Origin of the sequence: Aerosticca soli, from assembly GCF_003967035.1 — a bacterium.
GTDB lineage: Bacteria > Pseudomonadota > Gammaproteobacteria > Xanthomonadales > Rhodanobacteraceae > Aerosticca > Aerosticca soli.
The window spans coordinates 1,254,552-1,278,365 of sequence record NZ_AP018560.1 but is presented as its reverse complement, the minus strand read 5'-3'; the positions used below and the strand labels follow the sequence as shown (position 1 = coordinate 1,278,365).

Sequence of the window (23,814 nt, the reverse complement as noted above, 5' to 3'; positions counted from 1 at the left end):
CTAGCGCGCGGGGTTCAGCGCTGTCATGCGCCGGCATCGGCGCCTGCGCCCGGATGCCGCACCTGGCCCGCGCCGCGGACGACGAAGCGTTCGATGGTCAACGCCTCGGCACCCATCGGGCCATAGGCGTGCAGACGCGTGGTGGAGATGCCGATCTCCGCGCCCAGGCCCAGTTCACCACCGTCGGAAAAGCGCGAGGAGGCGTTGACCATCACCACCGCCGAACGCAGCGCGCGGACGAAGCGCTCGGCTGCCGCCGCGTCGCGGGTGGCGATCACCTCGGTGTGGTCCGAGCCGTAGCGGCGGATGTGCGCGATGGCCTCGTCGAGATCGTCCACCACGCGCACGGCGAGGATCAGGTCGAGGAACTCGGCCGCGTAGTCGTCCTCGGTGGCCGCCCTGGCCTGCGGCACCAGCGCCCGCGTGCGTTCGTCGCCGCGCAGCTCGACGCCGCGCGCCTGCAGCGCCGCGGCGGCTCGCGGCAGGAAGGCGGCGGCGACATCGCGATGCACCAGCAGCGTCTCCAGCGCGTTGCACACACCCGGGCGCGTGGTCTTGCCGTCGATCAGCAGACCGAGCGCGAGATCGAGGTCCGCGTCGCGGTCCACGTATAGATGGCACACGCCCTTGTAGTGCTTGATCACCGGCACCCGCGCATGTTCGGCGACGAAGCGGATCAAGCCCTCGCCGCCGCGCGGAATGGCCAGATCGACGATGTCGGTGAGCTGCAGCAGCTCCACCATCGCCTCGCGGGAAAGATCGCGCAGCAGCGTCACCGCCGCGGTCGGCAGGCCGTGCGCGGCCAGCGCCTCGTGCAGCGCCGCGGCGATCGCGGTGTTGGAATGCAACGCCTCCGAACCGCCGCGCAGGATCACCGCGTTGCCGGCCTTGAGGCACAACGCGGCGGCGTCGGCGGTGACGTTGGGCCGCGCCTCGTAGATCATCGCCACCACGCCGAGCGGAATGCGCACGCGCTCGACCACGAGGCCGTTCGGACGCGTCTCGCGGCGGGTCACCTGGCCGACCGGATCGGGCAACGCCGCCACTTCGCGCACCCCGGCGGCGATGGCGGCGACGCGGTTCGGGTCGAGTCGCAGCCGGTCGAGCAAGGCGCCGGTGATGCCTTTGGCCGCGGCGGCCTGCACGTCCTGCGCATTCGCCGCCAGGATGGCGTCGGCATGACGCCCGATCGCATCGGCCATGTCGCCGAGCAGCGCCGTGCGGGCGGCGGCATCGAGCGCGGCCAGCACCGGCACGGCATCGCGACAGGCCAGTGCCTGATCGCGGATCGCGCTCATGCGGGCGTTTCCTCGCTCCGCACGTCAGCGGCGACCAGGCTGGCCAGATCGTCGCGATGCACGATCTCGGCGCCGTGGCTGTAACCCAGCGTCGCCTCGATCTCGCGGCTGTGCCGGCCGGCGAGCCGGCGCACTTCCGCGGCACCATATTGCGCCAGGCCACGGGCGATCACTCGCGAATCGGCAGCGACGATGTCGACGAGATCGCCGCGATGGAAATCGCCGTGCACGGCGACGATACCCCCGGGCAGCAGCGAGGCGCGGCCATCGGCCAGCGCGCGCGCGGCCCCGGCGTCGACCTCGATGCGCCCGGCCGCGGGTGCGTGCCGCAGCCAGTACTTGCGCGCCTGCATGCGGCTGCCGGCGGCGCGCACCAGCGTGCCGTGCAGCACGCCCTGCGCCAACGCGCCGATCGTGGCGGCGTTGCGGCCGTCGAACAGCGCAGTGGGAATGCCGGCGGCGTGCGCCTTCGCGGCGGCCTCGAGCTTGGTGCGCATGCCGCCGGTACCGGCGCTGCTGCCGCTGCCGCCGGCCATGGCGAGGACTTCCGGCGTCAGCGCATCGACCTGCAGGATCGCCCGTGCGGCCGGATCGCGACGCGGGTCGGCGCTGTACAGCGCGTCCACGTCGGAGGCGATCAGCAGCAGGTCGGCATCGACCAGCGCGGCGACGATCGCGGCGAGGTTGTCGTTGTCGCCGAGCCTAAGCTCGTCCACCGCCACGGTGTCGTTCTCGTTGACCACCGGCAGCACGTCGAGCGCCAGTAGGCCGCGCAGCGTATGGCGCGCGTTGAGATAACGCCGGCGATTGCGCAGGTCGTCGTGGGTCAGCAGCACCTGCGCCACCGGCCGCGCGGAAAGCGATTGCCACAGCGCGATCATCGGCGCTTGGCCGAGCGCGGCCAACGCCTGCCGCGCGGCGAGGTCACCGGCCGCCGGCTTGAGTTCGGCAAGCAACGCACGCCCCGCCGCCACCGCGCCGGAAGAGACCAGCACGACCTCGCGTCCGGTGGCGTGGCTGGCGGCGATGAAAGCCGCCAGCGCCCCGGCATGGCGCGGCGTGAGGCCGCCGCCATCGGCAGCGAGCAGGCTGCTGCCGACCTTGAGCACCGCGCGCCGCCAGGCCGGCAACGCCTGCGCCGGCAAGACCGGGGTCGCCTGCATGCTCATGGGGTTGCGGCGCGCTGGTGAGCGGGTGGATCGACGATGATCGACATAGGGGTTCAGCCGTCCAGACGTCCAAGCCTCGCACGCAGCTCGTCCAGGCGCAAATCCGCGGCGGCGCCGGGGGAGACGCGCGCGGCGAGGCTGGCTTCCGGCGTACGCCCGGCGCCCGCGCTCGCTGCCGCCTGCGCCGCGGCGCGATAGGCATCGCGGAACGGCACGCCGGCGGCGGCCTGCTCGATCGCCACGTCGGTGGCGTACATCGAGGGCTCGATCGCCGCACGCATGGCGGCCTCGTTCCAGCTCATCCGTGCAAGGAGGTCCGGCACCAGCGCCAGCGCCATCAGGCCGTGCCGCATGCCGGCCACCAGGGCCCCCTTGGAAAACTGCAGATCGCGCTGGTAGCCGGAGGGCAAGGACAGCAGCTGCTCGATCGCGGTACGCGCGCCGGCCACCGGCGCGTAGCTCGCACGCAGCAGTTCCACCACGTCCGGGTTGCGCTTGTTCGGCATGATCGAGCTGCCGGTGGTGTATTCGGCCGGCAGCGCCACGAAACCGAACTCGGCGGTGGTGAACAGCGAGAGATCCCAGGCCAGCCGACGCAGGTCGAGCATGGCGCTGGAGAGCGCCTCCAGCGCCGCCAGCTCGAACTTGCCACGCGACAGCTGCGCGCAGACCGGCGAGACCTGCATGCGCGCGAAACCGAGCGCCGCCGTGACGTGCTCGCGGTCCAGCGGCAGGTTGACGCCGTAGCCGGCTGCGGTACCCAGCGGGTTGGCGTCGATCCACGCGCGGGTCTGGCGTGCGCGCAGCGCGTCGTCGATGAAACCCTCGGCGAAGCCGGCGAACCACATCGCGGTGGAAGACACCACCGCGCGCTGCAGGTGCGTGTAGCCGGGCAACGGCAACGCCGGCTGCGCGGCGCGGTCGAGGCAGACTTGCGCGATGGCGCGGCAATGCGTCTCCAGCGCTTCGAGCCGCTCTTTCAGCCACAGTCGCGTGGCGACCAGGATCTGATCGTTGCGGCTGCGGCCGGTATGCACGCGACGGCCGGTGTCGCCCAGGCGCTCGGTGAGGCGCGCCTCGATCGCCGAGTGGCCGTCCTCGTAGTGCTCATCGAGCACGAAACGGCCGGCACGGAAATCCTCCGCCAATGCGTCGAGCTCGCGCGCCAGCGCCGCCGCCTCGTCCGCGCTCACCACGCCAATGCGGGCGAGCCCTTCCACATGCGCCTTGCTGGCGGCGATGTCGTGCAGGAAGAACTCGCGGTCGAGCAGCACGTCGTCGCCGGCGAGAAAGCGCATGATCCCTTCGTCGATGCGCACGCCATCCTTCTGCCACAGCGGTTGGCTCATGGCGCGGTCTCCTCGTCGAGCGGTATCGCGGTGACCTCAGGCCAGCCGAACGCGCGGTTCAAATTCTGCAGGGCCTGCGTGGCAGCGCCCTTCAGCAGGTTGTCGAGCGTGGCCACCACCACCACGCGCTTGCCGTCCGCCGACAGGGCGAAGCCGCCGATCTCGGCATGATGACGGTGCGCGATGCGGCTCACCCACGGCGCCTCGTCGAGCACTTTCACCAATGGTTCGGCGTCGTAAGCCTGGTGATAGCGCGCGAGCACGTCCTCGCGCTTCAGCGCGCGGGCGAGATACAGATTGGTGGTGACGGTGAGGCCGCGAAAATGCGGCGCGACGTGCGGCATGAACTCCACCGGCACGCCCAGATGCCGACTCGCTTCTTTTTCATGCACGTGACCGGTGAGCGAGTACGGCATCAGGTTGTCGCGCAGTTTTTCTGGATCATTGCGGTCCGAAGGCGTGGTGCCGGCGCCGGAATAACCGGACACGCCGAAGCACACCGGCGGCGCGGCGAGCACGTCCTTGAGCGGCGCGATGGAAAGCTGGATCGCGGTGGCGTAGCAGCCGGGATTGCTGATGCGCTTCTCGCCGCGCCAGCGCTCGCGGGTGAGTTCGGGCAGGCCGTAATACCAGCGCGGATCGAAGCGATGATCGGCGGAAAGGTCGATCACCAGCGTGTCGGGCGAGGCGGCGTCGATCGCCTCGACATAAGGCTCCGACTTGCCGTTGGGCAAGGCCAGAATCACCGCATCGACGTGCCGGGCCGCGACTGCGGCCGGGTCGAGCGACTCGAAGCGCAGCTCGCCCGCATACGCGCCATTGTGCTCGCGCACGCGCTGACCGGCGAGCTCGCGCGAGGACACGAAGGCCAGCGCCAGATGCGGATGGCCGGCGATCAGCCGGATCAGCTCCGCGCCGGTGTGGCCGCGTGCGCCGACGATGCCGATGGTTTTAAGGTCACGCTCACTCATGCGTTCTGACTCTCTTTGCAGGCCACAGTGGCGACTACGCTCGGCCATCGAAGGCCTCGCCAAGTCGCCCCGCCCTTACGCCGTGTCGGATGGACGATGCGACTCACGGAGGCGTCTCCTGCCGGGAACGGGCATCCAGTTTGTCCTGCAAGGCCGCGCGCACTTGCGGCCATTCGCGATCGAGGATAGAGAACACCACGGTGTCGCGCGGACTGCCGTCGGCGTGCCGCTTGTGGTGACGCAGGATGCCGTCCTGGTGCGCACCGAGCCGCGCGATGGCCGCGCGCGAGCGCAGGTTGTGCGTGCTGGTCTCGAAGGCCACCGCGATGCACCCAAGTATCTCGAAGGCGTGCGTCAGCAGCAGCGCCTTGGCCTCGGTATTGAGCCCGCTGCGCTGCACGCGGGGCGCATACCAGGTGTAGCCGATGCAGGCGCGCGGCACTTCCGGCTCCAGCGCATAGAAACGCGTGCTGCCGACGACATCGCCACGCGCATCGAGCACGGCGAAGGGCAAGGCACGGCCTTCGGCCTGCGCCGCGAGCGCGGCGGCGACGTAGTCCGCCATCTCCGCAACGCCTGGCGTGTTGGTGTACCACAGGCCGTCGAGGCCCGCGTGGTTGCGCGCGGCGCGCAGGGCCTCCACGTGCGCCATGTGCAATGGCACGAGCGCGACGTGACGACCGACCAAGGTCGGCACCTGGCGCCAGGTGGCGAGCGGGCCAGGCGACATGATCAGCCGACCAGCGTCGCGGGCCGCTGCGCGCAATGCGCCACGCAGCGGGCGATGGTGGCGAAGTCGCCATCGAGGCCGTACCAGAACACCTTCCACTTCTCCTGCTTGAAGCAGCCGTCGGACTCGGCGTAGTAGAAGATATTGACCTGGTTGTTGTGGCGCGAACGCCAGAACAGTCGCGGGGTTTCCTCACGCATCACCTGCCATACCGCGCGGCCCAGACCCTCGCCCTGCGCCTCGTCGAGCACGGCGAACTTGTCGAGATAAGGCAGCCCACCCTCTTCCATGGTGAGGATCATCGCCGCGCGGTAGTTTTCGCTGACGTAGACGCGCCACGGCACGGTGCGTTCGAAGTAGTCCGGCACCAGCGCGCGGCCGAAACTCGATTCGATCAGCACACGCAGGCGGTCGCGGTCGACGCCCTCCCAGGCGGTGAAGCGCAGCACCTTCTCACCGCGGCGCACCAGCGTGCCCGAGCCCTTGTGGGTGAACAGTTCCTTGGCCAGCTCAGCCGGCCGGGTGATCGACACCGAAGAGGTGAGCGGCAATTTCTCGAGAAGATCGGCGATCTGCTCGATCTTCAGGCGCATGCCGCCGGTGAGCCAAGGCTGCGCCATCAGATGTTCGTATTCGGTGGACAGGTTGATCGAATCGATCAGCCGGCCTTCGCCGTCGAGCAAGCCGCCGGTGCCGGTCAGGAAGATGATCTTGTAGGGCTTGAGTACGCAGACCAGTTCGTTGGCGGCGAAATCGGCATTGATGTTGAGGATCTGGCCGTCGTCGGTCTCGCCCAGGCTGGCGATGACGGGGATGGAGCCGGCGCGCAGGCTGACTTCGATCGGTTCTAAGTTGATGCGCGTCACCTTGCCGACCATACCCAGCCGCTCGCGGTCGATGTAGCTGGCCATGAACACGCCGATCGGCACCGCGGTGGCGCGGGTGTCCATCGACTGCAGCGCCTCGACCAGCTTCAGGTTCTGCTGCTGGAACACGCGCCGCACGATGCCGAGCGCTTTCGGCGAGGTCACCCGCAGGCCGTCGACGGTCCGCTTCTCGATGCCGGCGGCGGCGAGTTCCTCGTCGAGCTGCGGGCCGGCGCCATGCAGCACGATCGGCGTCAGCCCCACCTGCTGCAGGAAAGTGAGCGACGAGGTGAGGTCGTTGAGATCGTCGCGCAGCACCGCGCCGCCGACCTTGACCACGGCGAAGCGCTTGGCGTCGAGCTGCGAGAAACGCTTGAGGTATTGCTGGATTTCCTTGGCACTGCCCATCGCCGAGAGCAGCCGCACGATGGTCTGGCGCGTACTGGTGTGTTTTTCCACGGTCACATGTTCCTGTGCGGCTTGTCTTTTGCGTTCGCCTTTTTTTAGAACGCGAGAATCAAAAAGCGACCATCCATGGCCGCACTTTTCAAGTTTGCACTCACCCTCGAACGCAAGAACCGGAAAGCGGCCTTGCGGGGCCGCGCTTGCCGATGATGCGGTGGATGGCCTGGGCATAGTGCTCGAGCTGATCGAGCGCCACCCATTCGTCTGCCGTATGCGCCTGGGCGATGTCGCCCGGACCACAGACGAAGGCCGTGTAGCCGGCGGCGGAGAACAGCGAGGCCTCGGTCCAGAAATCCACCGCGTGGCCGATCGAAAGGCCCAGCGCTTCGGCGAGATCGCGCGCGGCGAGCCTGCGCGCCTCCGCATGGGCGATGTCGCCGGCCGGCAGCGCGGGACCGCGGAACAGCTCGGCAAAGCCGACCGGCTGCGGCTCGACCAGCGTGCGGAAGGTTTCCAGCAGCGCATCCGGATCCATGCTCGGCAAGGGCCGGAACCCGAAGCGTGCCTCCGCTTCCGGCGCGATCACGTTGGCCTTGATGCCGCCCTCGACGCGGCCGATGTTGAAGCGCAGACCGGTGAGTCCGCCAAAGCGCGCATGCGCCAGCGACTGCACGTGATCGAGCGCGGCCGCGCCCCAGCGCACCAGCTGATGCACGGCGCTGTCGCCGGGACGCTGCACGCCGGAAGCGTGACCGGCGTGGCCGGCGAAGCGCACCTGCACCGAATGGATGCCGCGATGCGCCAGCACCGCCTCGCCGCGGGTCGGCTCGGCGACGATCACCGCCTCGTACGCCGGATGCGCCGCGAGAAACCCGGCGATGCAGCGCGCGTCGTTGGCTTCCTCGTCGGTGGTGAACAGGATCGCCATGTCGCCGTCGCCGGCATGGGCCGCCGCCAGCATTGCCGCCGCCGCGCCCTTGATGTCACAGGCGCCGAGCCCGATCGCGCGATCGGCCTGCACGCGCAGCACGAACGGATCGGCGCTCCACTGCGGCGAAGCCGGCACCGTGTCCAGATGCACGTTGAAGAGCAGCCGCGGCCGCCCGCGTACCGCATGCAGGCTCACCGCGCCGGCGCCATGGTCGGTCAGGGTGAAGCGAAAGCCCGGCAAGTGCGCGCGCAGGTAATCGAAGATGCCGCCGGTATCGATCGCCCGTGGCGGATTGCGCGTATCGAAGGTGACCAGCGCGGCGAGATGGCGCAAGGTGGCGTCGAGCAGCGCGTTCATGCCCTGCCCTCCGCGGCCAGGCCGTGGACGAGGCACGCGATCACTGCTGATTGACCTTTGCCCACAGCGTCGAACTCATGCCGTAGAGCTTGATGAACCCCTCGGCCTCGGCCACGCCCCAGTCGGCCGATTGCGCGTAGGTGGCGCTGCCGCTCGCCAGGATGTGCGGCGAGCGGATTTCGCTGGCGGTCACCGTGCCGCCCTCGGTCTCCAGCACCACCTCGCCGTTGACGCAGCGCTGGCTGGAGGCGAGAAAAGCCTCGAGGTCGGTCTTGAGCGGATCGTGGTAGAAACCCTCGTAGACCAGCTCCACCCACTTGCGCGCGACCTCCGGCTTGAAGCGGTTCTGCGGCTTGGTCAACACGGCTTCCTCCAGCGCCCGATGCGCGATGAGCAGCGCGATCAGTCCCGGTGCCTCGAACACGATGCGGCCCTTGAGGCCGATGGTGGTGTCGCCGGTATACATGCCGCGGCCGACGCCGTAGGGCGCAAACAGCGCGTTGAGCCTGGCGAGCAGCTTGGCGCCGGGCAGTTTCTCGCCATCGAGCGCCACCGCCTCGCCGCGCTCGAACGCGAGGTTGACGGCGAGTTTTCGCGATGGCCACTCGGCCCGTGGCCTGCACCAGGCACGCGCGCCCTCGCCCGGCGTCTTCCATGCGTCGATCTCGCCGCCCGAGAGCGTCACCCCGAGCAGATTCTCGTTGATGGTGTAGCTCTTCTGCTTGGCGCGCACGGGAAAGCCGCGCTGCTCCAGATACGCCTGCTCGTAGGCGCGGGTGTGGGTGTGCTCCTTCTGGATCTCGCGGATCGGCGCCACGATCTCGTAGTCGCCCTGCGCCTTCACCGCCAGGTCGAAACGCACCTGGTCGTTGCCCATGCCCGTACAGCCGTGCGCGATCGCCCGGGTACCGAGCGCCTTGGCCCGGGCGATGGCGGCGTCGACGATCAGGTAGCGATCCGACACCAGCAGCGGATACTGGCCCTGATAAGCCTCGCCAGCCCAGACGAACGGCTTGACGAAACCCGCCCACAGCGCCGGACCGCCGTCCACGGTGACGTGGGTGGCGGCGCCGAGTTCGGCTGCGCGCTGCTCGATGTAGGCGCGCTCCTGCGCGTCCACGCCGCCGGTATCGACGAACACGGTGTGCACTTTCCAGCCGCGCTCGCGCAGGTAGGGCACGCAGAAACTGGTGTCGAGGCCGCCGGAGAAGGCGAGGACGATGTCTTGGCTCATGGTTTTGGGTGTCCGTGCGATGGAAGGATGGATGGCTAAATGTCGCTAAAGCGGCGCGGGCGTGATGCGCGGTTCACAGCGCACCGGGAAGTTCACTGGATGGGCGAGGCGTTCAGACGTCATCGCGCAATTCCCCGGCGGCCAGCATCAAGGCGGCCAGCGCCTCGTCATCGCCCTGCGCACGCCGACGCAGGCCGGCGACGACGCCGGCGCGATTGCGCGCGGGATGGTTCTGGCTGAGCTTGAACTTGCCCTGCAAGCCGTCGACGGCGATCTCGATGCCGACCACGCCGCGCAACAACGTCTCGACGTAGTCCTCGGGTGCATCGCTCAGGCGCCAGGGCATCGCCTCGTCCGCCTCATGGTGATCGGTGAGCCGCCCCAGCAGACCGCGCAGCCACTGCGCATCCTCGATCACGCGCAGGCGGCCGCGCGCATGCACCACGACGTAGTTCCAGGTCGGCACCTCGCGACCGGTCTCGTGCTTGCCCGGATACCAGTTGGGGCTCACGTAACCTTGCGGCCCCTGGAAGATCGCCAGCACCGGCGCGCCATCGAGTGTCGCCAGCTCGTTGCCGCGCGCCACGTGTCCCTGCAAGCGCCGGTTCTCCGCGTCCCATGCGAGCGGCAGATGATGGGCGAGCGGCAGGCCGTCGCGCACGGCGACCAGCGTGGCGAAAGGATGCGCACGCATCAGCGCATCCAGCACCTCGGCGCGGGTTTCCTCGAAGGCCTTGGGCAGATACATGGGCCGTCTTCAAGGCTGGCCGAGCAGCGACGTCATCACCGCCTTCTGCACGTGCAGGCGGTTCTCGGCCTCGTCGATGGCGAAGCAGTACGGCGCGTCCATCACCGCATCGGTGGCCTTGACGTTGCGCCGCAGTGGCAGGCAGTGGCTGAACAGGCCGTGGTCGGTGAGCGCCATCTTGGCCTCGTCGACGATGAAGTGCCGGTAGGCTTCGCGGATCGGCTTTTCCTCATCCCAGCGGCCGAAATACGGCAGCGCGCCCCAGCTCTTGGCGTAGACCACGTGGGCGCCGCGATAGGCCTCCTCGATGTCGTGGCTGACCTTGAGCGAGCCGCCGCTGGCCTTGGCGTTCTCGTAGCCGGCCTGCATGTAGCGCTCGTCCAGCACGTAATCGGGCGTCGGGCACAGCAGGGTCACGTCCATGCCGAGCTTGGTGGCGATCAACAGCGCCGAGTTGGCCACGGCGGTGTTGAGCGGCCTGGGATGGTAGGTCCAGGTCAGCACGTATTTGCGGTTCTGCAGATTGCCCAGCCGCTCGCGCAGGGCCAGCGCGTGGGCCAGTTCCTGGCATGGATGGGTGATGGTCTCCATGTTGATCACCGGCACGGTGGCATAGCGGGCGAAGGCCTTGATCACGCGGTCCTCGCGGTCTTCTGCCCAGTCCTTGAACTTCGGGAACGCGCGCACGGCGATCAGATCGACGTAGCGGCTGAGCACCCGCGCGACCTCGGCGACGTGCTCCTCGGCCTCGCCGTCCATCACCTCGCCGGGCGCGAAGGCGATCGGCCACGCGTCCTTGCCGGGCGAGAGCACCACCGCGTGCCCGCCGAGCTGGAACGCGCCGAGCTCGAAGCTGGTGCGCGTGCGCATCGACGGATTGAAGAACAGCAGCGCGATCGACTTGCCGGCCATCTGGCGCCCCAAGGGCGAGCGCTTGAAAGCGGCCGCTTCGTCGAGCAACGCGTCGATCTCGGCGCGGCTGTAATCCTGCGTGGTCAAGAAGTGGCGAAGTGGCATGCGGCGCTGACCTCAGGAAATGCGTGGTGGATGGAAGGGTTTGGAAAATGCCTGGTCGAAACGAAAGAACCCGGCACGCGGGCCGGGTTCTTTGTCGTCGATATCGATGAAACGCTGGCGACAGCCTACCCGGCCGAATGTCGGTCGAGCGGTCGGCGCGCGCGCGAAGTCATGCCGGCGGCCATGCGGGCGCTGGTCAGGACGGTGGCGGTATAGACGTCTATGGACATGGGGTATCAGCAGTTTCGAGCGCGCATGATGACCGCATTCGCGCTGCCGTGCAACAAGAGCCGGACTGCCGGCGCGGACCCACGGGAGACCGCTGCCCGCAGGCGGCGGTCTCCCGACATCAATCGGCCGGCGAGACGCTGACCCGCACCCGCAAGCGTTCGCCCGGGTCGTAGCTCAGGCGCGAGACATAGACCTCGCCGCGATAGCGGTACTCGACGTCATAGCCGATGATGCGCCGTTGCTCGGACACCGTGCTGACGTCGCGGCAGGTGGTCTGCGTGGTCTCGTAGGCATCGCCGCGTGAGACCCGGTTGCCGACCGCGCCGCCGGCCACGGCGCCGGCCACGGTTGCGGCGGTCCGGCCGTCGCCCTTGCCGATGGTATGGCCGAGCACGCCGCCCACGACCGCGCCGAGCATGGTGCCGGCGGCACTGCCGCTGCTGTCCTGGCGCACCACCGGCTGTTCATAGCATTCGCGGTGCGGCTCCTCGGTGCGGGTGATGCCGTAGACCGGATCGACACGCAGCACGTCGGCCCAGCCATAGTGAGCATTGTCTTCGACCGGTCGCGGTGGTTGCTGCGCAGCCACGCCAGTTGCCGCCAGAGCCAGCACCAGCGCCAGAATCGGTTTCATGGTCATACGACCTCCCAGGGAAAGAGCATCGGAAAGACGCTTTTTTTATGCCTCTCATTGCACCAAGTTCACACTGAATCGACGCTTATAAAAAAACGCTCCGCGCCGGGGTGCTTAGCGCTTGTTAAGATGACCGGCTGCCGACCGTATAACCGCCCCCATGCCGCTTCGCCTCCACGACAGCCTGCGCCGCCAGACCCTGCCCTTCGTCCCGGGCGATCCGTCGCGGGTCACCCTGTACCTGTGCGGTCCCACGGTCTACCACTACGTGCACATCGGCAACGCGCGCGGCCCGGTGGTGTTCGACGTGCTGGTACGGCTGCTGCGCCGGCGCTACCCGCGCGTCGTCTATGCACGCAACGTCACCGACGTGGACGACAAGATCAACGCCGCCGCCCAGGCCGCCGGCTTGCCGATCGGCGAGATCACCCGCCGGTATGCGGCGATCTATCACGAGGACATGGCCGCGCTCGGGGTCGCGCCGCCGGACGTCGAGCCCTACGCCACCGAACACATCGGCCCGATCATCGCGATGATCGACAAACTGATCGCCGGCGGCCATGCCTATGTCGCCGAGGGCCATGTGCTGTTCGACGTGGCGAGCTATCCCGACTACGGCCGGCTCTCCGGCCGCAACGTCGAGGAACTGATCGCCGGCGCGCGCGTGGAAGTGGCCCCCTACAAGCGCAACCCCGCCGATTTCGTGCTGTGGAAGCCCTCCCCGCCCGAACTGCCGGGCTGGGACAGCCCCTGGGGACGTGGCCGCCCGGGCTGGCACATCGAATGCTCGGCGATGAGCGAGGCGCACCTGGGCGAGACCATCGACATCCACGCCGGCGGCGTGGATCTGCTTTTCCCGCACCATGAGAACGAGATCGCCCAATCGACCTGCGCCCACGGCGGCAAGACCTTCGCGCGCTGGTGGCTGCACAACGGCATGCTCACCTTCGAGGGCGCGAAGATGAGCAAGTCGCTCGGCAACATCGAGCGCGTGCACGATCTCCTGCAGCGGCACCCGGCCGAAGCGCTGCGCTATGCCCTGCTTTCGGCGCACTATCGCCAGCCGCTTGAATGGTCCGACGCTCTGGTCGAACAGAGCCGGCGCACGCTGGACAGGCTCTACGGCACGCTGCGCGACCTCGGCGCCGGCACGGTGGAGGCGGAACTGCCAGAGGACATCGAGGCAGCGCTCGAGGACGACCTCAACACGCCGGCCGCACTCGCCGCCCTCAACGAGGAAGCCGCCCGCGCCCGGCAGCTCCTCACCCATGCGCGACAGCCCGACGGCAGTTTCGCACCGGCGCAACAGGCGCTGCTGGCCAGGGCCAAGGCGCGCCTCCTCGGCGGCGGCCACGCCCTGGGCCTGTTGCAGCAGGACCCGCAGGACTGGTTCCGGCCGGCCGTGTCCGAGCTCGACACTGCCCGCATCGAGGCCCTCGTCGCCGAGCGCCAGGCGGCACGCGCCGCGCGCGACTTCGCCCGCGCCGACGCGATCCGCCAGGAACTGGCTACCCTGGGCGTGACCATCGAAGACGGCCCCCAGGGCACGCGCTGGAGCCTGTCCCGGCGCGCTTGAACCCTCACGAAGCCGAGGCCTTGATGCGTGGCCTGCGTGACTTGCCTCGCTGAGGCGGCGCCTTTCCATCGAACTTCCGTGCCCTCACAGCCCATCCATCGCCCGCATGAACGACACCCAGCCGCCAGCCACGAGCGCCGCCGAGGCGCAGCAGCAGATCATCGATGAGTTTGCCTACTTCAGTGACTGGAGCGAGCGCTACCAGTATCTGATCGACCTCGGCAAGCGGCTGCCGCCGTTTCCGGAGGCATGGAAGACCGAGGCCAACCGTGTGCACGGCTGCCAGTCGCAGGTCTGGCTGGTCGCCAGCGGCGACGCCTCGCGCCTGCATTTGGCTGCAAGCAGCGATTCGGCGATCGTCTCCGGGCTGATCGCGCTCCTGCTGCGTGTCTATGCCGACCGGCCGGCGGCGGAGATCCTCGCCACCGAGCCCGTTTTCATCGAGGCCATTGGCCTCGGCCGCCATCTGTCCCCCACCCGCGCCAATGGCCTGGCCGCCATGCTGGCGCGGATCAAGGACATCGCCGCCCGCGTCCAGGCCGGGCAGAAGCCGGCCTGAAAGCGCACCACGTTTTTCAGGGCGTCACCACGAACTGCGCGCTCTCGGTCGCCCGCGAGCTGCCGCCCACCCACACCGTGTAGTGGGTGGGCTCGACCACCAGCCGGCTGTCCACGCCGTAGAAGGCGAGTTCGTCGAAACCGAGCGTGAAGCTCACCTGCTGCGACTGTCCGGGTTTCAGGGTGACCCGGCGGAAACCCTTGAGGCTGCGGACCGGCTGCTCCACGCTGGCGCCCAGGTTGCGCAGATAAAGCTGTACCACCTCGGTGCCTTCGCGCGGACCGGTGTTGGTCACCGTGGCGGTGACGGTGACGAGCTGTCTGGCGCCCGGCCGGTTGGCCTCGGCGAGCGGCACGCTGGGCCGCGATACCTGCACGCCGGCATAGCCGAAGCTGGTGTAGCTCAAGCCATGCCCGAACGAAAACAGCGCGTCGTTGGGCACGTCGATGTAACGGGAAAGGTAGCGGCTGTCGCCCACCGGCGGCTTGCTGAGATCGGCGTTGCCGGCCGGACGCCCGGTCGGCAGCTGGTCGTAATAGAGCGGTTCCTGACCCACCGCGCGGGGGAAGCTCATCGGCAGCTTGCCGGAAGGCGCGACGTCGCCAAACAGCACGTCGGCGAGCGCGTTGCCACCCTCCACGCCCGGGAACCAGGCTTCCAGGATCGCCGGCACGTGCGCGGCGGCCCAGTCGAGCACCAACGGCCGCCCGGAGAACACCACCAGCACCACCGGCTTGCCGGTCGCCGCCACCGCCTCGAGCAACTGCTGCTGATGACCCGGCAAATCGAGGAACGCCCGCGAGCCGGCCTCGCCGCTCATCGCGCTGGACTCACCGAGCGCCATCACCACCACGTCGGCCTGTGCCGCCGCACGAGTGGCGGCGGAGAAATCCTCCGCGCCCTCGCCGGTGATGGTCGCGCCCTGCGCATAGACGAGCGCACCGCCGCGCGCGGCCAGGCGGGATTCCAGGGCCGCGCGCAGGGTGACCACGTCTTCCGGATGGGGCGCGCCGGCCCAGGCGCCCTGCATCTCGTTGGGGTTGTCCGCCAGCGGGCCGATCAGGGCGACGCGCTTGACGCTCTTGGCCAGCGGCAGCACCGCGGCGCCGCCGAACGGCGCGTTCTGCAGCAGCACGAAGGACTCGGCCGCCGCCCGCCGCGCGAGCGGGCGGTGCTCGGGCAGCGCGCGCGTCACCTCGGTGCCCTGCGCATAGGGATGCTCGAACAGGCCGAGCGCGAACTTCACCCGCAGCACGCGCCGCACCGCCTCGTCCACGGTATCCATGGACAGCCGGTGCTCGGCGAGCAGCTTGGGGATCTGGGTGTCGTAGAAGTGGGACATCATGTCCACCTCCACGCCCGCCTCGAGCGACTTCTTCGTGGCAGTGGCGGCATCCAGCGCGATGCCGTGGTTGAGCAGCTCCATCACCGAGGTGTAGTCGCTGACCACGAAACCGTTGAAACCCCATTCCTTGCGCAGGATCTGGTCCATCAGGTAAGGGTTGGCGGTGGCCGGCACGCCGTTCAGCGCGTTGAAGGCGCTCATCATCGTCGCCGCACCGGCTTCCACCGCGGCCTTGTACGGCGGCAGATAGACCTGGCGCAGGCGGATGTCGGACATGTCGGTGGTGTTGTATTCGCGCCCTGCCTCGGCCGCGCCGTAGGCGGCGAAGTGCTTGACCGAGGCGGCCACCGCGTCGGGCCTGGAGAGGTCATCGCCCTGGTAGCCGCGGATGTAGGCACGCGCCATCGCCGCGCCGAGATAGGCATCCTCGCCGGCGCCCTCGGTCGAACGGCCCCAGCGCGCGTCGCGGGAGATGTCCACCATCGGCGAGTAGAACCACTTCACCCCGGCGGTGGTGGCCTCGGTGGCGGCCATGTGCGAGACCGCCTCGATCAGCGCCGGATCCCACGACGCGGCCAGACCGAGCGGCACCGGATAGACCGTGCGATAGCCGTGGATCACGTCGGCGCCGAACAGGATCGGGATGTGCAGGCGGCTGGACAGCGCGGCCTGCTGGAAGGCGCGCGTCTTGTCCGCACCGATCACGTTGAGCATGGAACCGAGCCGGCCCTCGCGCGCCAACGCCATGGCGTCGACACGGGTGCGGGTCTCCGGATTGACGGCCAGTCCCGGACTGTCGCTGCCGGCGGCCGTCGGCGCGCTGGCTCCGACATCGTTGTACTGCACCAGCTGGCCGATCTTTTCTTCCAGCGTCATCTGCTTGAGCAGGGCCTCGACACGCTGCTCGACCGTCGGCGCGGCGAGCTGGCGGTTGGTCGGCGCCGGTATGGCATCGTTCATCGCCGCGGCGGCTGCCGCCAACGGCAGACCGAGCGAAACGCCCATCAGGGCACGTGAAAAGAGCTGGCGTGGATGGCTCATGGTTCCCCTCGTATGGTGCTGCGTCGCCGCAACGGCCGGCATTGGAAAAGGTGGGCGTAAACGTTTACATGCCGGCTCGAAAAAAGCCAGTCATCCCGGCGACAGCGGAGCCGTCATCCTTCGCCCAAGCCCGCTTTGGCATGCCCGCGGCGGGAAGCCACCCGCCCGGCCATCAGCGCAACTGACTGTCCTTGCTGCCGCGCCGGTTGAATAGCGCGGCCGTACGCTCCGCGTCATCCCGTGCGCTCTGGCAAGCCACGCACAGGCGCACCCCGGGCACCGCCTTGCGCCGCGCCGGCGGGATCTGCGCACCGCATGCCTCGCAGTGACTCAAGCTTTCGCCGCGCGGCAGCCGTTGCCTCGCCTGCTCGACCGCATCCTGGATCGTCGCATCGATCTGGTCCTGAACCGCCCCGTCGCCAGCCCAACCGGTAGCCATGCTTTTCGAGCCTCCGCCATTGCCATACGAAAAAGATGGTGCACCGCAGGGCCCATTCCAACCGCGGTCGTTCACGCGACTCGTGCTATCTCCTGCGCGATGAAGGACGCCCAACGCTACCGTTCGCACGACGCATACCGCCTGCACTGCCGGCTCGACCATCTGGAACGGCATTTCCCGACCTGGATGCGCCGCCTGTTCCGCCGCCTGCGCCGACCCTCCGCGCGCTGGGTGCGCATTCCGGTCGGCGTGATGTTGATACTGGGCGGCGTGGCCAGTTTCCTGCCGGTGCTGGGGGTCTGGATGCTGCCGCTCGGCCTGCTGCTGATTGCCCAGGATCTGCCTTTCCTGCATCGCCCGGCACGCTGGCTGCTGGTAGTCGGCGAACGGCGCTGGCGCCTCTGGCGGCGTCGCCACCGACATTGATGGCCTCGCAGCCGCACGCGCTGGATGACCCTGCGCATCTTTTCCTTCCCGCCTGCTTTGTGCTTCCATCAAGACCAGCCTTTCTTGGAGATGCCGCTCGCGGCATCGCGCGCTGGAGGGTTGGCAAGTCATGATCGATGCATTCAAAAAAGGTACCCCGGCCGAACTGTGGCAGGCGGCGGTCCTGGAAGCGGCGCAACGGACCGGGCGTACGCTCGAGGAGACCGAGGAAAGCTATCTCGTCTTCGTGTTGCTGCGTTATCAGCGCGACGCCCTGCTGCTGTCGCATGCGCATGGCATCGACTGGCTGGAGGCGCTTTCGCGGGTCGGCAGCGCACGCGCCGAGGCGCTGCGCGACGTCGGTGATCGCTGTCTGCTGGTCGCCGGACTGTTTCCCGGACTCGCCGAGCGGCGCCGGGTCAGCGTGGACTATTTCATCGAGATCGGGCGCGGCGCCTACCAGGGCGTAGCCGAGGTCACCCGTCAGGCGTATGCCTCACTGTACGGCCAGCTCGCGCAGAGCTATCGCGATCTGGTCGCGGTGCTGAACGGCATGCGCTCGCTGTCCCGGCTGCCGGAAGGCTTGCGGCTGCACTGATCCGCCAACCGCTCCCAACTCTCGGATGGCGAGCCTTCACGGGGCGGCGAGCGGGCGCCGCCCTACCATGCATGCGGCCTCGTTCGTATCGCCAGGTGCCTGATGGATGCCCGCCGCAGCGTCGAAGTGTCGTTCGCCTCCAAGACGATCGCGGCGGTATCGACCGTGGTCGAGTGGTACGACTTCACCTTGTACCTGTACTTCGCCACCGTGCTGTCGCGGGTCTTCTACGGCGGCGGCGACCGCGCCCTGCTCGCCACCCTGGCCGGTTTCGGCGTGTCCTACGGCATGCGCCCGCTCGGCGCCATCGTGTTCGGTCACCTCGGCGACCGCGTCGGGCGCCGCCACAGCCTGCTGCTGTCGATGATGCTGATGACGCTGGCGATGCTGGCCACCGCCTGCCTGCCCGACCGGCAGACGCTCGGCCCCGCCGCCGGCTGGCTGCTGGTGCTGCTGCGTTGCTGCATGGCCTTCGCGGTGGGCGGCGAATACACCGGCGTCGTCGCCTACCTGCTCGAAGGCGCGCGGCCCGAGCGGCGCGGGCTGATCACCTCGCTGGCCGCGGCCGCCAGCGAGGTGGGCGCCCTGTTGGCGGTGGCGGTCGCCGCCATGACCACCGGCCTGCTGGACACCGTCCGGCTGGAAGCCTGGGGCTGGCGCATCCCGTTCCTGCTCGGCGCCCTGCTCGCCGCCGTGGTGTGGTTCGCCCGCGCACGCATGCAGGAGTCGCCCGACTTCGAACGCCAGCGCCGCCAGCGCAGCATTCCCGCCACGCCGCTGCGCCATACCCTGACCCGACGCCGGCCGGCGCTGTGGCGCACCTTCGCCATCTCCGCGCTTGGATCGATCAGCTATTACGTCGGCATCACCTACGTGCCGGCTTTTCTCGCCTCCTCAGGCCGCATGCCAGAAGGCCGTGCGCTCGGGCTCTCCACCTTCGCCGCCCTCGTGGTGATTCTGGTCACGCCGCTGGCGGGCCTGGTTTCCGACCGGGTCGGCCGACGGCCGGTCTTGCTCGGACTCACCCTGGCCTGCGTGCCGCTGCCGCTCGTACTGTTCCACCTGCTCGGCAGTCGCGAGGACGGACTCATCGTCCTGGGCGCCACGGGGCTTGCGTGCCTGGCCGGCGGCATCAGCGCAGTAGCGGCATCGGCCACGGCCGAACAGTTTCCGGGGGAAGGCAGACTGAGCGGCCTGGCGCTCGGCGTGACCGTGGCGACCGCGATCTTCGGCGGCTCGACGCCTTTCCTGGCCGAACTGCTGGTGCGGCGTACCGGCTGGCTCGCCGCACCGGGCGCGATGATCGCCCTCGTCGCCCTCGCCGTCTGGCCGGCGATCCGCAGCATGCGCGAATCGCACCCGCTGCTCGGCGAGGCGACCCACGCCGAGACTTGAAAGCGCCCCAGCAAGTGCCGGACACGGCAAGCCCGGGCCTCAACCCGCGCGTTCGGTGGATGTCTTGGCCGGCGGCTTTTCCCAGCCGAACACGCTGCGGCCGCCGTAAGCGTGGGACAGGTGCCTCTCCGCGGCGAGATGGGCCTCGAGCGAAGGGCCGCGAGCGTGGCGCTCCAGCCGACGCGCCTGTGCATCCAGACGGCGCAGCGCGGCGAGTTCCTCGTCGCGACCGAGCCTGGCGTTCTGCACCGCGCTCTTGAGCACGCCGATGGTGTGGTCGTACACGCGCGTGGGCACCGGGAAGGGATGACGGTCCTTGCCGCCATGCGCGAGCGAAAAACGCGCCGGGTCGCTGAAGCGGCATGGCGTGCCATGCACGACCTCGGCCACCATCGCCAGCGCACGCACGGTGCGTGCGCCGACACCGGGCACCTGCAGCAGTTCGACAAAATCGCGCGGGCCGTTTTCCGCTGCGGCGGCGAGCGCACCGTGCAGCCGGCGGATGACCACGTCGCCGGCGCGCACGTCGTGGTGGTCCGGCATCGACAGATGCGGCAGCAGGCCGAGCTGCAAGGGTGCCTCTGGCGCCGGCGCGGCGGCCCCTTCGATGCGGGCGAACTCGCGCGCCACGCCATCGGGCCCCAGCGTGGCGAGCAATTCCAGTTGCGCCGTGCGCGAGGCCCGCGCGCGTCGATCGGCGAGGTTGACGATGCGCCCCTGCGCGGGACCATCCACCGCCGCATGCGGGTCGTCGAGGAAACTCTCGAGGTGCTCCGACAGCCAGTGATAGCGCCGCGCCTGCCGCCGTGCGCCGTTCATGCCCTGCTGCACCACCACCCAGCGGCCGTCGTCGCTGACGATGAAACCGTGCAGATAAAGATCGAAACCGTCCTGCACCGCCGCGCTGTCGACCTTGGCCACCAGCCGGCTGCTGCGCGCGAGTGCCGCGCCGTCGAAACCGACCGCTTCACCGATCGCGACCAGCTCGCTCGGCGTCGCGCGCGAATGCCTGCCACGACCGCCGCAGACGTGGATGCCGAGCTCGCCGGCCAGCGGCGCGAGGCCGCGCTTGAGCGCGCCGATCACGCTGGTGGTGATGCCGGAGGAGTGCCAGTCCATGCCCATCACCGCGCCGAAGGACTGGAACCAGAACGGATGCGCCAGCCGGCGCAGGAATTCATCGCGCCCGTACTCGTGCACGATGGCCTGCGCGATCAACGCGCCCAGGCGGGTCATGCGATCGGCCAGCCAGCGTGGCACGCGGCCGCCGTGCAGCGGCAGGTCCGCGCTTCCGGAACGACGGGTCATGGGTTTTGCTCCCGACTCAGTGCGACGCGACCTCAAGGTGGGTCGCCACGCGATGCAGCCATGATACGCCGCCGGTCAACCACCGCCGGAGGGACTTCAGCGGTAGCGCCAATGGCCTTCCACCCAGACATGGGGGCCGGCCCAGTGCCCGGGCACCCATACCCGCTCAGGCGCATGCGCCGGGACGACGACACAGCCGGCAAGAGCAAGCGCCGAGGCCAGCAGGACCACCACGAACCCCGGACGGCCGAAACGATGGGAAGACATAGAGGGCAACTTCAGGCAGTGGACTGGCACCCGAGAACGCCTTGACTGCGCCATGGGAGGACGTACCGACGCCTGCATGTTCAGGGCCGATCCAGCCTTCGGCCTCTCCGGCGGCACGATCCTGCAGAGGTTTTTTTGCGTGCGGGGCCACCGGTGATTCCAGCCCCGGCCAGACGCACCGCCGCCCTGCTTGGCGTCGACCGCGCGCATCCGGCATGCTGGATGCCACTTCAAGGCCCAAAGTCGCATGATCGAATACGGACACGGCACCCATGCCGGCTTGCGCCGCACGGATAACGAGGACACCTACTACGCCGATGCCGGTTCGGGACTCTTTCTGATCGCCGACGGTATCGGCGGGTATCGCCAGGGCGCCTTGGCCGCCGCCCTGGCCCGCGATGCCGTGGTCGAGGGCATCGGCCGTGGTGAAGATCTGTTTGCGGCCGTGCAGGCGGCCCATCGGCATCTGCTCGAGCTTGCCAAGGCGCGTGACGTCCTGCCGCTCGGCGCCACGCTGGCCGCGCTGCGGATCACGGACGGGCATTACCAGGCGGCGTGGGTGGGCGACAGCCAACTCTATCGTTGGCGACAAGGCCTGGATCGCATCGTCCACGATGCCCACTACGCCGCCGAGCGTTGCCCTGCCCTAGGCACCGAGCCTGAGCGCCCGCCGCAGCGGCGCAATGCCGCGACCCAGGCGCTCGGCATGCCGCGACGAGAACCGCTGCAGATCGGCCTCGCCCGTGGCGACGCCATGCCGGGATCGGGCTTCCTCCTGTGCAGCGACGGCCTGGTCGACGCGCTCGACGAAGCCGCGCTCGCCCGCATCATGGGCCGCACCGAGCTGGCCGCGCAGGAATGCGTGGACCATCTGCTGCTCGACGCACTGGCCGGCGATGCCGCCGACAACCTGAGCGCGATCGTGCTGCGGATCAGTTGACCGCCGAGGCCGGCGACTCGAACACCTGGCGCCACAGGCAGCCGCCGGCGGTGCGATCCAGCGCGTCCAGCCGGGCTTCGTGGGCGGCGAGTTCCGCCGCGTCGGCACGCAGCACGCGCGGACGCCGCAGCGGCGTGATCGGCGGCGCGACCACCGGCCGCGACGGCGCCGGCGACGCCTGGCCCTCGAAACCGAACGCCAGCGCGACCTGACCGGAGGTCATCGCGAGGTAGACCTCGGCGAGCAACTGGGCGTCGATCAGGCCGCCGTGCAGCGCGCGCGCCGAATGATCCACCCCGAGCCGTTTGCACAGCGCGTCCAGGCTGTTGCGCTGCCCCGGATAACGCTCGCGGGCCAGTGCCAGGGTGTCGAGCACGCGGCAACGGTCGGCGATGCAGCCCATGTGCGGGCCGATGCGGGCAAGCTCGGCATCCAGGAAGCCGACGTCGAAGCTGGCGTTGTGGATGATGAGCTCGGCACCGTCGATGAAGGCCAGGAAGGCCTCGGCGACTTCGGCAAAACGCGGCTTGTCGCGCAGGAAATCATCCTCGATGCCGGTCACCTGGCGCGCGCCGAGGTCGATCGCCCGCTCCGGGTTCAGATAGGTGTGGAAATGGTTGCCGGTGAGACGGCGTTCGACCATTTCCAGCGCCGCGATCTCGATCAAGCGATGGCCCTGGCGCACTTCCAGTCCGGTGGTTTCGGTGTCGAGGACGATCTGTCTCATGATGCCGCCTTGAAAAGTTCCGCCTGCGCGCGGGCCGCCCGGTCGACCCGTTCGTTTTCGACGTGGCCGTCGTGGCCGCGCACCCACTCCCAGCTCACCTGGTGGGGAGCCGCGGCTGCCGCCAGTCGCTGCCACAGATCCTGGTTTTTCACCGCTTTGCGATCGGCCGTCCGCCAGCCGTTGGCCAGCCAGCGCGGCAGCCATTCCTGCACGCCCTGCATGACGTACCGCGAATCGGTGATGAGATGCACCCGACACGGCCGCTTGAGCGCCTCGAACGCGCCGATGGCGGCCATGAGCTCCATGCGGTTGTTGGTGGTCTGGGGCTCGCCGCCGCTCAGCAGTCGCTCGTGACCATCCGCCCGCAGCAGCGCGGCCCAGCCACCCGGCCCGGGATTGCCGAGGCAGGCGCCGTCGGTGAAGGCCTCCACCTCGATCATCCGTGGTCTTCCGTGCCGTGCTGCAGGGCGACGCCGCGACCGGCCCCGGTGGCCAGCCCCGTCGCTCCCGCCTCGGGCAAGGGACGACGCGGCAAACGCAGCGGCGCCGTCTGTGGGCGCCGCTTGCGCGCAATCAGCAGATAGCCTCCGCCCAGCACGTGCGTACCGGATGCGCGGGCCATGCCCGGCCACGGCGGGCCGACCCGGCGCGTACGTTCGATGCTGAAATCTGCGCCGCGCAACCAGCCGCAGGTGCCGAGCGGCACCTGCGCCGACAGCCGCTGGCGCCGCGCTCGCCATAGCCACCACGGCAGCCATCCGCTCAAGGGATGGACACCGGTCAAGGCCAGCATGCCGCCGGGCATCAGCACACGCGCGGCCTCACCGAGCAGCAGGGCCCGTCCCCGGGCCGGCTCCAGCGCATGACGGAGCACGACCAGGGCAAAACTCTCATCGAGAAACGGCAGGCCTGCCTCGGTCGAGGCGATGAGATCGCCGTCATAGCAGCGACCCGACTGCTGCAGGCATATCCATTGGCCCAGCATCGGCAAGGCCGGCGGATTGGCCGGCGCCGCGGCAATCTGCAAGGCACGCTCACCCGCACAGCGTTGCAATGCGGGCGCCAGCGCGGCCAACTCGTCGTCGAGCAGGCGGCGCAGCGGCGCACTGGCGTAAATATCGTGCGGACGGGAAGGCATGGGGCTTGTGACGACGACCGAAGACACGAAGTGTAACGGCTCGCCGCGCTGCCGATCCCGCCGCATTCGTTAAATACGGCCTAACAAGCGGGCGACCACGAGCTTTTATAGTCCG

The 23,814-nt window shown here is 69.1% G+C and carries 25 protein-coding genes; 7 read left to right on the top strand and 18 right to left on the bottom strand.

The features are described 5' to 3' along the window. Positions 1–23: 23 nt before the first annotated feature. The 10 genes from ALSL_RS05985 to ALSL_RS05940 all read right to left on the bottom strand — a co-directional run bounded on the left by ALSL_RS05985 (position 24) and on the right by ALSL_RS05940 (position 11,075). Positions 24–1,298 (bottom strand): glutamate-5-semialdehyde dehydrogenase, encoded by a 1,275-nt coding sequence (locus tag ALSL_RS05985; protein ID WP_126537377.1) that lies wholly within the window; start codon positions 1,296–1,298, stop codon positions 24–26. Then, positions 1,295–2,461 carry a glutamate 5-kinase gene (proB, locus tag ALSL_RS05980; RefSeq protein WP_126540061.1) on the bottom strand — a complete coding sequence of 389 codons (1,167 nt, stop codon included), beginning with the start codon at positions 2,459–2,461 and terminating at the stop codon, positions 1,295–1,297. Before proB ends, ALSL_RS05985 begins: the two co-directional genes overlap by 4 nt. A gap of 59 nt (positions 2,462–2,520) precedes the next feature. Next, a complete protein-coding gene (gene argH / locus ALSL_RS05975; protein ID WP_126537375.1) occupies positions 2,521–3,816 on the bottom strand; it encodes an argininosuccinate lyase in 1,296 nt (431 codons plus the stop codon). After that, positions 3,813–4,787: an N-acetyl-gamma-glutamyl-phosphate reductase gene (gene argC / locus ALSL_RS05970; protein WP_126537373.1), complete on the bottom strand. Its 975-nt coding sequence runs from the start codon at positions 4,785–4,787 to the stop codon at positions 3,813–3,815. Before argC ends, argH begins: the two co-directional genes overlap by 4 nt. Before the next feature lie 103 nt (positions 4,788–4,890). Next, positions 4,891–5,517 carry a GNAT family N-acetyltransferase gene (locus ALSL_RS05965; RefSeq protein ID WP_126537371.1) on the bottom strand — a complete coding sequence of 209 codons (627 nt, stop codon included), beginning with the start codon at positions 5,515–5,517 and terminating at the stop codon, positions 4,891–4,893. A gap of 2 nt (positions 5,518–5,519) precedes the next feature. Next, complete coding sequence (locus ALSL_RS05960) at positions 5,520–6,791, bottom strand: acetylglutamate kinase (protein ID WP_231700321.1); 1,272 nt, start codon at positions 6,789–6,791, stop codon at positions 5,520–5,522. 151 nt (positions 6,792–6,942) lie between these two features. Then, positions 6,943–8,076, bottom strand: a complete 1,134-nt coding sequence (locus tag ALSL_RS05955; RefSeq protein WP_126537367.1) for an acetylornithine deacetylase — start codon at positions 8,074–8,076, stop codon at positions 6,943–6,945. A 40-nt stretch (positions 8,077–8,116) separates the two neighbouring features. Continuing rightward, positions 8,117–9,310, bottom strand: coding sequence for an argininosuccinate synthase (locus ALSL_RS05950; RefSeq protein WP_126537365.1), 1,194 nt, complete (start codon positions 9,308–9,310; stop codon positions 8,117–8,119). Positions 9,311–9,422: 112 nt separating this feature from the next. After that, a complete protein-coding gene (locus ALSL_RS05945) occupies positions 9,423–10,058 on the bottom strand; it encodes an FMN-binding negative transcriptional regulator (RefSeq protein ID WP_126537363.1) in 636 nt (211 codons plus the stop codon). Positions 10,059–10,067: 9 nt separating this feature from the next. After that, positions 10,068–11,075, bottom strand: coding sequence for an N-acetylornithine carbamoyltransferase (locus tag ALSL_RS05940; protein WP_126537361.1), 1,008 nt, complete (start codon positions 11,073–11,075; stop codon positions 10,068–10,070). Here ALSL_RS05940 and ALSL_RS05935 point away from each other — a divergent pair. After that, positions 11,061–11,291, top strand: coding sequence for a hypothetical protein (locus tag ALSL_RS05935; RefSeq protein ID WP_126537359.1), 231 nt, complete (start codon positions 11,061–11,063; stop codon positions 11,289–11,291). The two genes, ALSL_RS05940 and ALSL_RS05935, sit on opposite strands and share 15 nt — an antisense overlap. A gap of 133 nt (positions 11,292–11,424) precedes the next feature. Here the strand turns inward: ALSL_RS05935 and ALSL_RS05930 are convergent, their stop codons facing one another. Continuing rightward, positions 11,425–11,946, bottom strand: coding sequence for a glycine zipper 2TM domain-containing protein (locus tag ALSL_RS05930; RefSeq protein ID WP_126537357.1), 522 nt, complete (start codon positions 11,944–11,946; stop codon positions 11,425–11,427). A 154-nt stretch (positions 11,947–12,100) separates the two neighbouring features. On the opposite strand from ALSL_RS05930, the gene cysS reads away from it, so the two are divergent. After that, the gene (cysS, locus tag ALSL_RS05925) at positions 12,101–13,516 is read left to right on the top strand and encodes a cysteine--tRNA ligase (protein WP_126537355.1); all 1,416 of its coding nucleotides are present in this window, start codon (positions 12,101–12,103) and stop codon (positions 13,514–13,516) included. A gap of 106 nt (positions 13,517–13,622) precedes the next feature. Continuing rightward, the gene (locus tag ALSL_RS05920; RefSeq protein WP_126537354.1) at positions 13,623–14,075 is read left to right on the top strand and encodes a SufE family protein; all 453 of its coding nucleotides are present in this window, start codon (positions 13,623–13,625) and stop codon (positions 14,073–14,075) included. 16 nt (positions 14,076–14,091) lie between these two features. Here the strand turns inward: ALSL_RS05920 and bglX are convergent, their stop codons facing one another. Together bglX and ALSL_RS05910 are read right to left on the bottom strand one after the other, a co-directional pair. Continuing rightward, positions 14,092–16,461, bottom strand: a complete 2,370-nt coding sequence (gene bglX / locus ALSL_RS05915) for a beta-glucosidase BglX (protein WP_126537352.1) — start codon at positions 16,459–16,461, stop codon at positions 14,092–14,094. Between the two features lie 172 nt (positions 16,462–16,633). Beyond that, positions 16,634–16,900: a DksA/TraR family C4-type zinc finger protein gene (locus ALSL_RS05910; RefSeq protein WP_126537350.1), complete on the bottom strand. Its 267-nt coding sequence runs from the start codon at positions 16,898–16,900 to the stop codon at positions 16,634–16,636. Between the two features lie 99 nt (positions 16,901–16,999). On the opposite strand from ALSL_RS05910, the gene ALSL_RS05905 reads away from it, so the two are divergent. From ALSL_RS05905 to ALSL_RS05895, 3 genes are all read left to right on the top strand, one after another. Continuing rightward, entirely contained in the window at positions 17,000–17,326 is a 327-nt protein-coding gene (locus ALSL_RS05905) for a hypothetical protein (protein ID WP_126537348.1), read from the top strand. Positions 17,327–17,456: 130 nt separating this feature from the next. Continuing rightward, positions 17,457–17,924 (top strand): hypothetical protein, encoded by a 468-nt coding sequence (locus ALSL_RS05900; RefSeq protein ID WP_126537346.1) that lies wholly within the window; start codon positions 17,457–17,459, stop codon positions 17,922–17,924. Between the two features lie 102 nt (positions 17,925–18,026). Continuing rightward, positions 18,027–19,319, top strand: a complete 1,293-nt coding sequence (locus ALSL_RS05895) for an MFS transporter (protein ID WP_126537344.1) — start codon at positions 18,027–18,029, stop codon at positions 19,317–19,319. 39 nt (positions 19,320–19,358) lie between these two features. Here ALSL_RS05895 and ALSL_RS05890 read toward each other — a convergent pair whose 3' ends face one another. Both ALSL_RS05890 and ALSL_RS05885 read right to left on the bottom strand, forming a co-directional pair. Beyond that, positions 19,359–20,627: a DUF763 domain-containing protein gene (locus ALSL_RS05890; RefSeq protein WP_126537342.1), complete on the bottom strand. Its 1,269-nt coding sequence runs from the start codon at positions 20,625–20,627 to the stop codon at positions 19,359–19,361. Positions 20,628–20,723: 96 nt separating this feature from the next. Beyond that, positions 20,724–20,894 (bottom strand): YXWGXW repeat-containing protein, encoded by a 171-nt coding sequence (locus ALSL_RS05885; RefSeq protein WP_126537340.1) that lies wholly within the window; start codon positions 20,892–20,894, stop codon positions 20,724–20,726. Positions 20,895–21,141: 247 nt separating this feature from the next. Between ALSL_RS05885 and ALSL_RS05880 the strand changes: the two genes are divergently transcribed. Then, on the top strand, positions 21,142–21,834 hold the full coding sequence (locus tag ALSL_RS05880) for a PP2C family protein-serine/threonine phosphatase (protein WP_126537338.1): 693 nt from the start codon (positions 21,142–21,144) through the stop codon (positions 21,832–21,834). On the opposite strand, the gene dnaQ is transcribed toward ALSL_RS05880, so the two are convergent. The 3 genes from dnaQ to ALSL_RS05865 are packed head-to-tail and all read right to left on the bottom strand — an operon-like array spanning position 21,827 to position 23,699. Then, positions 21,827–22,561, bottom strand: a complete 735-nt coding sequence (gene dnaQ / locus ALSL_RS05875) for a DNA polymerase III subunit epsilon (RefSeq protein ID WP_126537336.1) — start codon at positions 22,559–22,561, stop codon at positions 21,827–21,829. The genes ALSL_RS05880 and dnaQ overlap by 8 nt on opposite strands. After that, the gene (gene rnhA, locus ALSL_RS05870; RefSeq protein ID WP_126537334.1) at positions 22,558–23,001 is read right to left on the bottom strand and encodes a ribonuclease HI; all 444 of its coding nucleotides are present in this window, start codon (positions 22,999–23,001) and stop codon (positions 22,558–22,560) included. Before rnhA ends, dnaQ begins: the two co-directional genes overlap by 4 nt. Beyond that, positions 22,998–23,699: a class I SAM-dependent methyltransferase gene (locus ALSL_RS05865; protein ID WP_126537332.1), complete on the bottom strand. Its 702-nt coding sequence runs from the start codon at positions 23,697–23,699 to the stop codon at positions 22,998–23,000. Before ALSL_RS05865 ends, rnhA begins: the two co-directional genes overlap by 4 nt. Positions 23,700–23,814: the final 115 nt, after the last annotated feature.

Bases quoted from the DNA above. Each gene is read 5' to 3' on its own strand.
- ALSL_RS05905 (WP_126537348.1), top strand. From the start codon at position 17,000: ATGAAGGACGCCCAACGCTACCGTTCGCACGACGCATACCGCCTGCAC.
- ALSL_RS05930 (WP_126537357.1), bottom strand. From the start codon at position 11,946: ATGACCATGAAACCGATTCTGGCGCTGGTGCTGGCTCTGGCGGCAACT.
- argH (WP_126537375.1), bottom strand. From the start codon at position 3,816: ATGAGCCAACCGCTGTGGCAGAAGGATGGCGTGCGCATCGACGAAGGG.
- bglX (WP_126537352.1), bottom strand. From the start codon at position 16,461: ATGAGCCATCCACGCCAGCTCTTTTCACGTGCCCTGATGGGCGTTTCG.
- ALSL_RS05910 (WP_126537350.1), bottom strand. From the start codon at position 16,900: ATGGCTACCGGTTGGGCTGGCGACGGGGCGGTTCAGGACCAGATCGAT.
- dnaQ (WP_126537336.1), bottom strand. From the start codon at position 22,561: ATGAGACAGATCGTCCTCGACACCGAAACCACCGGACTGGAAGTGCGC.
- ALSL_RS05955 (WP_126537367.1), bottom strand. From the start codon at position 8,076: ATGAACGCGCTGCTCGACGCCACCTTGCGCCATCTCGCCGCGCTGGTC.
- ALSL_RS05895 (WP_126537344.1), top strand. From the start codon at position 18,027: ATGGATGCCCGCCGCAGCGTCGAAGTGTCGTTCGCCTCCAAGACGATC.
- ALSL_RS05945 (WP_126537363.1), bottom strand. From the start codon at position 10,058: ATGTATCTGCCCAAGGCCTTCGAGGAAACCCGCGCCGAGGTGCTGGAT.
- cysS (WP_126537355.1), top strand. From the start codon at position 12,101: ATGCCGCTTCGCCTCCACGACAGCCTGCGCCGCCAGACCCTGCCCTTC.
- ALSL_RS05920 (WP_126537354.1), top strand. From the start codon at position 13,623: ATGAACGACACCCAGCCGCCAGCCACGAGCGCCGCCGAGGCGCAGCAG.
- ALSL_RS05950 (WP_126537365.1), bottom strand. From the start codon at position 9,310: ATGAGCCAAGACATCGTCCTCGCCTTCTCCGGCGGCCTCGACACCAGT.
- ALSL_RS05985 (WP_126537377.1), bottom strand. From the start codon at position 1,298: ATGAGCGCGATCCGCGATCAGGCACTGGCCTGTCGCGATGCCGTGCCG.
- ALSL_RS05940 (WP_126537361.1), bottom strand. From the start codon at position 11,075: ATGCCACTTCGCCACTTCTTGACCACGCAGGATTACAGCCGCGCCGAG.
- ALSL_RS05890 (WP_126537342.1), bottom strand. From the start codon at position 20,627: ATGACCCGTCGTTCCGGAAGCGCGGACCTGCCGCTGCACGGCGGCCGC.
- ALSL_RS05880 (WP_126537338.1), top strand. From the start codon at position 21,142: ATGATCGAATACGGACACGGCACCCATGCCGGCTTGCGCCGCACGGAT.
- ALSL_RS05960 (WP_231700321.1), bottom strand. From the start codon at position 6,791: ATGGGCAGTGCCAAGGAAATCCAGCAATACCTCAAGCGTTTCTCGCAG.
- rnhA (WP_126537334.1), bottom strand. From the start codon at position 23,001: ATGATCGAGGTGGAGGCCTTCACCGACGGCGCCTGCCTCGGCAATCCC.
- argC (WP_126537373.1), bottom strand. From the start codon at position 4,787: ATGAGTGAGCGTGACCTTAAAACCATCGGCATCGTCGGCGCACGCGGC.
- ALSL_RS05900 (WP_126537346.1), top strand. From the start codon at position 17,457: ATGATCGATGCATTCAAAAAAGGTACCCCGGCCGAACTGTGGCAGGCG.
- ALSL_RS05885 (WP_126537340.1), bottom strand. From the start codon at position 20,894: ATGTCTTCCCATCGTTTCGGCCGTCCGGGGTTCGTGGTGGTCCTGCTG.
- ALSL_RS05865 (WP_126537332.1), bottom strand. From the start codon at position 23,699: ATGCCTTCCCGTCCGCACGATATTTACGCCAGTGCGCCGCTGCGCCGC.
- proB (WP_126540061.1), bottom strand. From the start codon at position 2,461: ATGCAGGCGACCCCGGTCTTGCCGGCGCAGGCGTTGCCGGCCTGGCGG.
- ALSL_RS05965 (WP_126537371.1), bottom strand. From the start codon at position 5,517: ATGTCGCCTGGCCCGCTCGCCACCTGGCGCCAGGTGCCGACCTTGGTC.